General features: G+C 65.5%; 8 protein-coding genes and 1 tRNA gene. 2 read left to right on the top strand and 7 right to left on the bottom strand.

Going from position 1 to position 8950, the window contains the following annotated elements; genetic code table 11:
* Positions 1-58: 58 nt before the first annotated feature.
* From CEY09_RS15220 to CEY09_RS15250, 7 genes are all read right to left on the bottom strand, one after another.
* Positions 59-135 (bottom strand) — tRNA-Arg (locus CEY09_RS15220).
* Positions 136-217: 82 nt separating this feature from the next.
* The gene (locus tag CEY09_RS15225; protein WP_006221996.1) at positions 218-802 is read right to left on the bottom strand and encodes a helix-turn-helix domain-containing protein; all 585 of its coding nucleotides are present in this window, start codon (positions 800-802) and stop codon (positions 218-220) included.
* Positions 803-815: 13 nt separating this feature from the next.
* Positions 816-2108 (bottom strand): NAD(P)/FAD-dependent oxidoreductase, encoded by a 1293-nt coding sequence (locus CEY09_RS15230; RefSeq protein ID WP_088589252.1) that lies wholly within the window; start codon positions 2106-2108, stop codon positions 816-818.
* 16 nt (positions 2109-2124) lie between these two features.
* Positions 2125-2814, bottom strand: coding sequence for an amino acid ABC transporter permease (locus tag CEY09_RS15235; protein ID WP_088589253.1), 690 nt, complete (start codon positions 2812-2814; stop codon positions 2125-2127).
* Between the two features lie 2 nt (positions 2815-2816).
* Positions 2817-3509, bottom strand: coding sequence for an amino acid ABC transporter permease (locus tag CEY09_RS15240; protein ID WP_088589254.1), 693 nt, complete (start codon positions 3507-3509; stop codon positions 2817-2819).
* Between the two features lie 71 nt (positions 3510-3580).
* Positions 3581-4372, bottom strand: coding sequence for an ABC transporter substrate-binding protein (locus CEY09_RS15245; RefSeq protein WP_006222000.1), 792 nt, complete (start codon positions 4370-4372; stop codon positions 3581-3583).
* Between the two features lie 106 nt (positions 4373-4478).
* On the bottom strand, positions 4479-5228 hold the full coding sequence (locus tag CEY09_RS15250; RefSeq protein WP_088589255.1) for an amino acid ABC transporter ATP-binding protein: 750 nt from the start codon (positions 5226-5228) through the stop codon (positions 4479-4481).
* A 195-nt stretch (positions 5229-5423) separates the two neighbouring features.
* Between CEY09_RS15250 and amaB the strand changes: the two genes are divergently transcribed.
* Positions 5424-6926: an L-piperidine-6-carboxylate dehydrogenase gene (gene amaB / locus CEY09_RS15255; protein WP_088589256.1), complete on the top strand. Its 1503-nt coding sequence runs from the start codon at positions 5424-5426 to the stop codon at positions 6924-6926.
* A gap of 221 nt (positions 6927-7147) precedes the next feature.
* Positions 7148-8440 (top strand): phospholipase A, encoded by a 1293-nt coding sequence (locus CEY09_RS15260; RefSeq protein WP_088589257.1) that lies wholly within the window; start codon positions 7148-7150, stop codon positions 8438-8440.
* The last annotated feature ends 510 nt before the right edge of the window (positions 8441-8950 follow it).

An 8950-nucleotide genomic window follows, 5' to 3' on the forward strand; every position in this document is an offset into this window, starting at 1 on the left:
GTGCGCCGCTGGAAATGCGGTGCGCGTATGGCCAAGCCGTTGATTTATCTAGGAAACGTGGCGCGGCAGGAGGGGCTCGAACCCCCGACCCCGGGCTTAGAAGGCCCGTGCTCTATCCAGCTGAGCTACTGCCGCGCAGTCTTTTGACGCCCCGGAAGAGACCCGGGCGCCGCATTTTACCTTGTTGCGGAAAAAGGTGGGCGGGGCGGATGCCGCCCTACTCTTCTTCGATATCCGCGTGCGTCGACACCCAGAGGACGATCGCGTCGTCCTTGCTCAGGCTGATCACCCGGTGCCCCATGCGGCTGTCTATATAGAAGCTTTCGCCCGCCTTCAGCCGGGCCGGTTCGTAGAACTCGGTATACAGCTGCACCTCGCCTTCCAGCACATAGACGAATTCCTCGCCGCGGTGGCGGCTCCAGTCCTGGAATTCGTCGAACGAGCGCGCCTTGACCCGCGTATGGAACGGCATCATGCGCTTGTGCGACAACGCGGTGCACAGCAGGCGGTGGTCGTAATACGGGGTTTCGTACTGGCGCCCTTCGCCCTGGCGGCTGAGACTGCGGCGGCCGGTGCCCATGTGCGCGTCGGACGCCGTGAAGAGTTCGGCCACGTCCAGGTCCAGGCCGGCGGCAATCTTGATCAGGTTGTCATAGGTGGGCGACAGCAGGCTGTTCTCGATTTTAGACAGCGTGGACGCGGCGACGCCGGTGGCCGCCGCCGCCTGCTTCAATGTCCAAGCGCGCGCCTGGCGCAGGGCTCGCAGCCGTTGTGCCAATGCGCTCTGTTTGTTGCCTTGCATCCTGTGTACCTTGTCATGCCCGCGTTGTGCGCTCCCGCCACCAGTCGCGCGCCTGGTAAGACCAATAGGTCAGTTGAACCGCTGCCGTGCCCAGGCTGCCCCCGTTCCATGCCAGTCCGAAGGGTTCGAACAGCTTGTAGCGCTGGGTGTCGCCCGTGATCCCTTCGGCCACGACGCGCCCGCCGATCGACGTGGTGTTCATGCCGTGGCCGCCGAACGCCGTGCAATACCACACGTCCGGCGCCAACAGGCCGATCTGCGGCATCAGGTGCCGGGCGTAGGCCATGCGCCCCGACCATGCGGTCTCGACGCGCAGCCCCTGCAATTGAGGGTAGACGGACAGCAATTCGCGGCGCAGGGACTCGGCCAGATCGGGCGGGTCGTCGACTCGGGTGGTGATTCTACTGCCCCAGCCGATGCGCCCGCCATCCAGCACCCGGTAATAGTTGCCGGCGCGCCGGTCGTCGCCGATGGCCGCGGTGCTGCGGATGGCCTCCCGCACCCGGTCGCCCAGGGGTTCGGTCAGCATGATGTAGGTAGCGATGGGCAGCATCGCCCGACGCAGCGCCGGCACGACGTCGCCCGTGTAGCCGCCGGTGGCCAGCACGACGGTGCTGGCGTCGACCTGCCCGCGCTCGGTCTGCAGGTGTTTGACCGCGCCGTTCAGGGCGGCGCCGATGACCGGGGAATCTTCATGGATGCGTACGCCCAGCCGGGCGCATTCGCGGGCCAGCGCCCGCGCGTAGTTCAGCGGATGAAAATGGAACGAGGCGGGGTCTTCGACACCCTGGTGGTAGACGTCCGACACCAGGCGCTCGCGCACCTGGCTGCGCGTCAGGAAGCGCACGTCGCGGCCGAAGTCGCGGCGCTGGCCATCGCACCACTGGTTCAGCGCATCGGTCGCTTCATAGCGCACCACCCGCAGGCGGCCGTCGACCTTGTGCGCGTCGGCGATGGCCAGGCTGCGGATATTGTCGCGGATGATCTCCACGCCTTCCATGGACAGCCGGTACAGCTGCCGATAATGGTCTTCGCTGACGTGCTTTTTGATGGCGTCGGCGCCGGCCGAGAACGCCGGCGAGACCGATCCGCCGTTGCGGCCCGACGCGCCCCACGCGACGCGCTTGCCTTCCAGCAAGGTGACGTTGCGCCCGCGGCGAGCCAGTTCCAGCGCGGTGGACAGCCCGGCCAGGCCGGCACCGACCACGCAGACGTCCGTGTTGCAGGCGCCCGCCAGCGGCGGATAGTAGGTCGCGCTGTCTGACAGCGTGCGCTTGTAATAGGTGTCGATGTACTCGGAGGCCATGCCGGTGGGGTCCGTGTCAGTGCAGGCTTGCGCCCTGCAAACCACCCGTCAAGCGCTTTTCCAGCCAGTTGGCCAGGCGCAGCAACGGGTAGCAGTAGATGAAATAGATGGCGGCGATCATGCCGTAGATGAACAGCGATTTAGCCGGGAACGTGATGATGAACACCTCGCCTTGCCGGGTCAGTTCCGTGATGCCGACCACCGACAGGATGGCAGTGCTTTTGATCAGCATGACGTAGACGCCGCTCATGGGCTGCACGATCAGGCGCATGGCCTGCGGCAGGATGACCAGCCGCAGGATCTGCAGGGGTCGCAGGCCCAGTGTCATGGCGCCTTCCGTCTGGCCTCGCGGCACGGACTGGATGGCGCCCATGACGATCTCCGCCACGTAGCAGGACGTGTACACGGACAGTGACACGAAGGCCGCGGTACCAGAATCCCAATGCAGCAGTTCGATGCCGGAACTGGGCAGCACGAAGTAGAAGATATAGAGCTGCACCAGGAACGGCGTGCCGCGCAGGATATGAATGTACAGGCCGAGTAACTGGTGGATGGCGCGGATGCGGTAGCTGCGGATCACGCCAATCACGAAGCCCAACAGCGAGCCCGCGATAATGGCCACGAACGAGATCTTCAGCGTCTCCCAGAAGCCTTTCAGCAAGAAAGGCAGCACGACGCCGGCGGTGGAAAGATAGGAATCCAGCATGCTTACCTCGCGTTCCAGGCCGGACCCGCCAGCCAGAGGCTCACGCCTCGGGACAACAACAGCATGACGCCGTAGATGAGCAGATAGCCCGCGGCGATGGTCAGGAAGCTCTCGTTGGGCACGATGCGGTCGCTGTTCATCTGCACGCCGGCTGCCACCAGTTCGAACACGGTGATCAGCGACAGCAGCGAGGTGTCCTTGATCAGCACGGCGGTCTGGCCCAGCAAGGGCGGCAGCGTATTGACGAAGGCCTGCGGCAACACCACGTAGCGCAGCCGCTGCTGATAGTTCATGCCGCAGGCCTTGGCGCCTTCGATCTGGCCGCGCGGCACGGACTCGATGCCCACGCGGATGATTTCGCTCATGTAGGCGGCGTGGTGCAGGGTCATCGCCAGGATGCCCAGCACCATCTCGCTCCAGCCCTTGGCGCCCGGGATAAGCATGGGCACGGAGTAATAGACCAGGTAGATCTGCACCAGCAACGGGGTAGACCGGATGAATTGCACGTAGGCCGCCACGGGGCGCCAGATGGCCGCTTTGGACGACATGTGCAGAAGCGCCAGCGGCACACCGGCCAACACCGACAGCACAAGGCTTGCGCCCGCGGCGATCAGCGTGTTGGCCAGGCCGGTGGCGAATTGGCCCGTGTACTGGCTGACGATGCGCCAGTTGTAGTAATCGATCAGCCAGTCCATGGGCGGTCCGGTCTCCCCGTAGCGATGCTAGAGCCTGTTGACACTAAGAAGCCTTGCGCAGGCCCAAGTGATTAATGGTCTTTCTTCCAGTCGGTGGAGTACCAGTACTTCACCTGCTCGGGCAGCGTGTTGTCCGCGGTCTTCAGCGTTTGCCAGTTGTCCAGCCAGAACTTCAGGCGGAAAGCGTTGGGGCCGACGGCAAAGGCCAGCGGTTCGCGCACCATCACGCCGTCCAGCACGCGCAGGTTGCCGAAGTCGACCAGGAACTGGTTGGCGGTGGACATGGACATGATGCCGGCGTCCAGGCGGCCGCTGGACAGGGCCTGGCCGACCGGGGCGCTGCCGCCCGAAAACTCTTTCATGGTGGCCTTGGGCAGCATCTTCTTGCCCACTTCGGCGTAGGTGCTGGCGCCCAGCACGCCGACGTTCACACCCGCCTTGTCCAGTTCCTCGTACGACTTGTACGGGGAATCCTTGGGCACGACGGCCACGGTTTCGGCATAGAACATCGGCGCCGAGAACAGCACCTGGGCCGCGCGCTGCGGCGTGGGCGTCATGTCGGCTGCCACCATGTCGGCCTTGCCCGACAGCAGCGCGGGCAACAGGCCCTTCCATTCATAGTCTTGCAGGACCAGCTTCACGCCCAGGTCGTCGGCCATGCGCTTGGCCACTTCCACCGCCAGGCCCGTGCGATTGCCCGTCTTGTCCATGAAGCTCATCAGCGGCCCCGAGGTCTGCACCGCCACGCGCAGTTCGCCCCGCTTGATGATGTCGCCCAGTTCATCGGCTTGCGCCGGCAGCGCCACGGTGGCGGCCGCCAGGGCGACGCTGGCCACGCCCAGCCATTGTTTGATTTTCAGCATTTCAATATCCCCTAGAGGTGGATGAAACCTTGTCATTCCGGGCAAAGCATGTGGTGTTGCCGCAAGGCCGGCAGCGCCCGGATTTAGCCGGACCGGCTTGCTTGGACTACAAAATCTTTTCCAGGAAGGCGCGCGTGCGCGGCTCTTTCGGATGACAGAACACCTCGTCGGGCGTGCCCATTTCCACGATGCGGCCCGCATCCATGAAGAGCGCCCGGTCGCCGACGTCGCGCGCGAAGCCCATTTCGTGCGTCACGACGGCCATCGTCATGCCGTCGCGCGCCAGGCCGCGCATCAGTTCCAGGATGCCGCCCACGGTTTCAGGGTCGAGCGCGGACGTTGCTTCGTCGAACAGCATCAATTTGGGGTCCATGGCCAGCGCGCGGGCAATCGCCACGCGCTGCTGCTGGCCGCCGGACAATTGGCTGGGATAGCGCTCGCCGTAATCCCCCATGCCGACACGGCCCAGCAGGTCGCGGGCGTAGCGTTCGGCGTCGGCGCGGCTGCGCCCGCGGACCACGCGCTGGGGTAGCGCAACGTTGTCCAGCGCAGTACGGTGTTGGAACAGGTTGAAGTGCTGGAACACCATGCCGACCTCAGTGCGCCACCGATTGACGTCGGTGGCGGGATCTGTCAGCGACACGCCGTCCACGCGGATGATGCCGCTGTCGATGCTTTCCAGGCCGTTCAGCGTGCGTAGCAAGGTGCTCTTGCCGGAGCCGGAAGGCCCGACCACCACCATGACCTCGCCCCGGTTCAGCTGGCAATCGACGCCGTCCAGCGCCCGATGCGGCGGCTGGCCGTCGCGCTGGAAGGTTTTGGTGACTGCTTGGACATCAAGTAAAGCGTCTGCCACTGATGCACCCCGAAAGAGGTTTTCCAAGCCGGCCCGGGGCGGCCTCCCGAGGGAAGCGGCGCTTAAGCCGGTTAAGAAAAAAAAGTTTCGCAATTCACGCTGGAGTTTCGTATAGTAAATTTTTTTCCAGAATCGCCACTTAGGCATAACCCTTAAGCGAAGACATGGGCTTCGCTGGCAATCCAAGGAACCGGCATGGACACCCCCCAAGACATCCTGCGCGCGCTCGGCCTGAACGCGGCCGCGCTTACCGGCGGCACGCTGACCGCACGCAGCCCGATCGACGGCGCCGAACTGGCCCAGGTGCACGAACACACGGTGGCGCAAGCCCATTCGGCCATCACCCGTGCGCGTCAGGCCAGCCTGGCGTGGCGCGACGTGCCGGCGCCGCGCCGGGGGGAACTGATCCGCCTGCTGGGCGAAACGCTGCGCGAGAACAAGACCGCGCTGGGCCGGCTGGTCAGCCTGGAAGCCGGCAAGATCGTGGCGGAAGGCGAAGGCGAAGTGCAGGAAATGATCGACATCTGCGACTTCGCCGTCGGCCTGTCGCGCCAGCTGTATGGCCTGACCATCGCGTCCGAGCGCCCCGGCCACCGCATGATGGAAACGTGGCATCCGCTGGGCGTGATCGGCGTCATCAGCGCCTTCAACTTCCCCGTGGCGGTGTGGTCCTGGAACGCCGCACTGGCCATCGTCTGCGGCAATGCCGTGGTGTGGAAGCCGTCGGAAAAGACCCCGCTGACCGCCCTGGCCTGCCAGGCGCTCTTCGCCCAGGCGATGCAGCGCTTCGGCGACGCGCCCGCCGGCCTGTCAGAAGTGCTGATCGGCGGCCGTGAAGTCGGCGAAGCGCTGGTGGATTCGCACACGGTGGCGCTGGTCTCGGCCACAGGTTCCACCCGCATGGGCCGCCAGGTGGGCCCGCGCGTGGCGCAACGCTTCGGCCGCGTGCTGCTGGAACTGGGCGGCAACAACGCCATCATCGTCGGCCCCACCGCCGACCTGGACATGGCCGCGCGCGGCATCGTCTTCGGCGCGATCGGCACGGCCGGCCAACGCTGCACCACCACGCGCCGCCTGATCGTGCATGAAAGCGTCGCCGACGCACTGGTCCAACGCCTGCACAAGGCCTACGCCAGCGCCCCCATCGGCAACCCGCTGGACAGCGGCAACCTGGTCGGCCCGCTGATCGACCGCGTGTCGTTCGACGCCATGCAAGACGCCTTGAAGGCCGCGCGCGAGCAAGGCGGCAAGGTCACTGGCGGCGAACGCGTGCTGGCCGATGAATACCCCAACGCCTGGTACGTGCGCCCGGCCATCGCCGAAATGCCCGGCCAGACGGACGTCGTCTGCCACGAGACCTTCGCACCCATCCTGTACGTGATGCGCTACAAGGAATTCACCGATGCGCTGGCGCTGCAGAACGGCGTGCCGCAAGGCCTGTCGTCGGCCATTTTCACCAATGACCTGCGCGAAGCCGAGACCTTCCTGTCGGCATCGGGCTCGGACTGCGGCATCGCCAACGTCAACATCGGCACCTCCGGCGCGGAAATCGGCGGCGCCTTCGGTGGCGAAAAAGAGACGGGCGGCGGCCGCGAATCGGGTTCCGACGCCTGGCGCAACTACATGCGCCGCGCGACCAACACCATCAACTATTCGCGCAACCTGCCGCTGGCGCAGGGCATCAAGTTCGGCGAATAAGCCCCGCAAGGCTTGAAATACAAGGCCCCGCGCATTGTCGACAATGCACGGGGCCTTGTCGCATGCGCGGCGGATAGAGCGGTGCCCGCGCCGCATGCCATGCCATCACCTTCTGATTAACACCCGTTTATTACACCCTCTACATCCGATAAGCCTGCCTTACAAACAGTTTCGGCGCGCGATGCTACATTGCCTCGTCACAAGAAAAACACATTGCGCCCATGTCCCCACGACGTCTCACCGCCCCCTCATTCTCCCTGCGCACCCTGACGGCCATCGTCGCCTTGGGCGCCGCAGGCTCAGCCGCCGCCGGCGTGTCGTACCGCCTGGACCGCCCGTCCGCCGCCCCTGGCGAGACCGTCACCATTGAAGCGGTGTACTTCAATGAAGGCAGCGCGCGCGCCAACTGGGAAGCGCCGCCGGAGCTCGTGCTGCAATGGCGCAGCCAGGACGGCCAGATCGTGCGTAGCCTGGCCAAACTGGCCGGCGACCGCGCCAGCTATAGCGTGCCGGTCAACAATTTCGCGCGCATGGCGTGGACCGCCGTCGTGCCCAGCACCGCGCGCGGCCTGCAAGCTGTCTCCATCGAAGGCCAACCCTCCATGATGGCGCTGGACGCCACCGGCCGCGACAGCGGCACGCTGGCCAGCACGCCCGCGCAAGGCCCCGTGGTGGATGCCCGCAGCGGCCAACCCGTGCCGCCAGCCGCCGTCACCGCCGTCGGCGCCTCGCCCGAAGGCGGCCCCGCACCCAGCGCCGCCGTGGTTCCCACCGTCGCACAACAAACGGCGTTCGACCGGTTCCGCAGCTCGATCTCGGAATACAAGCCCGTCTACTTCGACATCGGCACCCGCGGCCAAACCACCGCCCGCTTCCAGATCAGCGCCAAGTACCGCCTCTTCAGCCCCAGCGGCGACCGCCCGGCGACGTGGGGCGAGAACTTCTACCTGGCCTACACCCAGACCTCGCTGTGGGACCTGCAGGGCGACTCCATGCCCTTCATCGACACCACCTTCAACCCCAGCGCCTTCTGGCTGTCGGACAACATCTGGCAGTCCGCCAACCAGAACTGGCGCTTCGGCATGAACACCGGCGTCGAACACAACTCCAACGGCAAGGACGGCGAAGACTCCCGTTCCCTCAACGACGGCTACATCGAGCCGCGCTTCCACTACCGCTTCGACGGCGGCAGCACCCTGACCTTCGCCCCCAAGGTCAAAGCCTACTTCGCCGTCGCCGACGAAAACCGCGACTACGCCGACTACGCCGGCCGCGTCGACTGGCAACTGCGCTGGGCGCAAGACAACGGCGCCGTCGTGTCGGCGATGTACCGCCAGGGCGACCAGAAACGCCGCACGACCCAGCTGGACTTCGCATGGCCGCTGCAGCGTACGTGGCTGAACATGAACGGGTATCTGCACCTGCAATACTTCAACGGCTACGGCGAAACGCTGCTTGGATACAACCAGCGCAACGAATCGCAGTTCCGGATTGGGTTGTCGTTGGTGCCGTAAGGCAGGCGCGGGGTGATGGGTTACGCGCGATCCGCAATGGATTGCGCGTGACGGGCATATCGCGCTTCACCCATCCTACGGGTTCGTCATATCCACCAATGCGGCGACGTCCCATTCAGGGCGCCCAGTCCGACCACCCCTCCCCCGGACGCATTCAGCATCCGCCCAGCCTTCCCCCCGCAAATGCCCATCGCCCGCCGCCCGCGCGGCAGGCGATGGGCGGCCCTGCAAGATCTTCCGAACTTGCACTGAGGCCCCAACAAGACGCCAAGCACCCCAACCTCCCCCGCTGACGTCAGGCATGAACTGTCAGAGCCCGGGGTGGCGGCGGCCTGGGGGGCGCGGGGAGTCGATAAGCCCGAGGGAATCCGAAGGCAGCCGCCGTAGGCGGCAACGAGATTCTATGGTTTGGGTCAACCTACACCCGGACGCAGTTTCCCGGGATCGAAGGGCTGGCCAGTACGCCAGACTCCGTAAGCGATGCGTAGCAGCTTTCGAGCGATCACAACC

The organism is Achromobacter marplatensis (assembly GCF_002209535.1).
GTDB lineage: Bacteria > Pseudomonadota > Gammaproteobacteria > Burkholderiales > Burkholderiaceae_B > Achromobacter > Achromobacter marplatensis.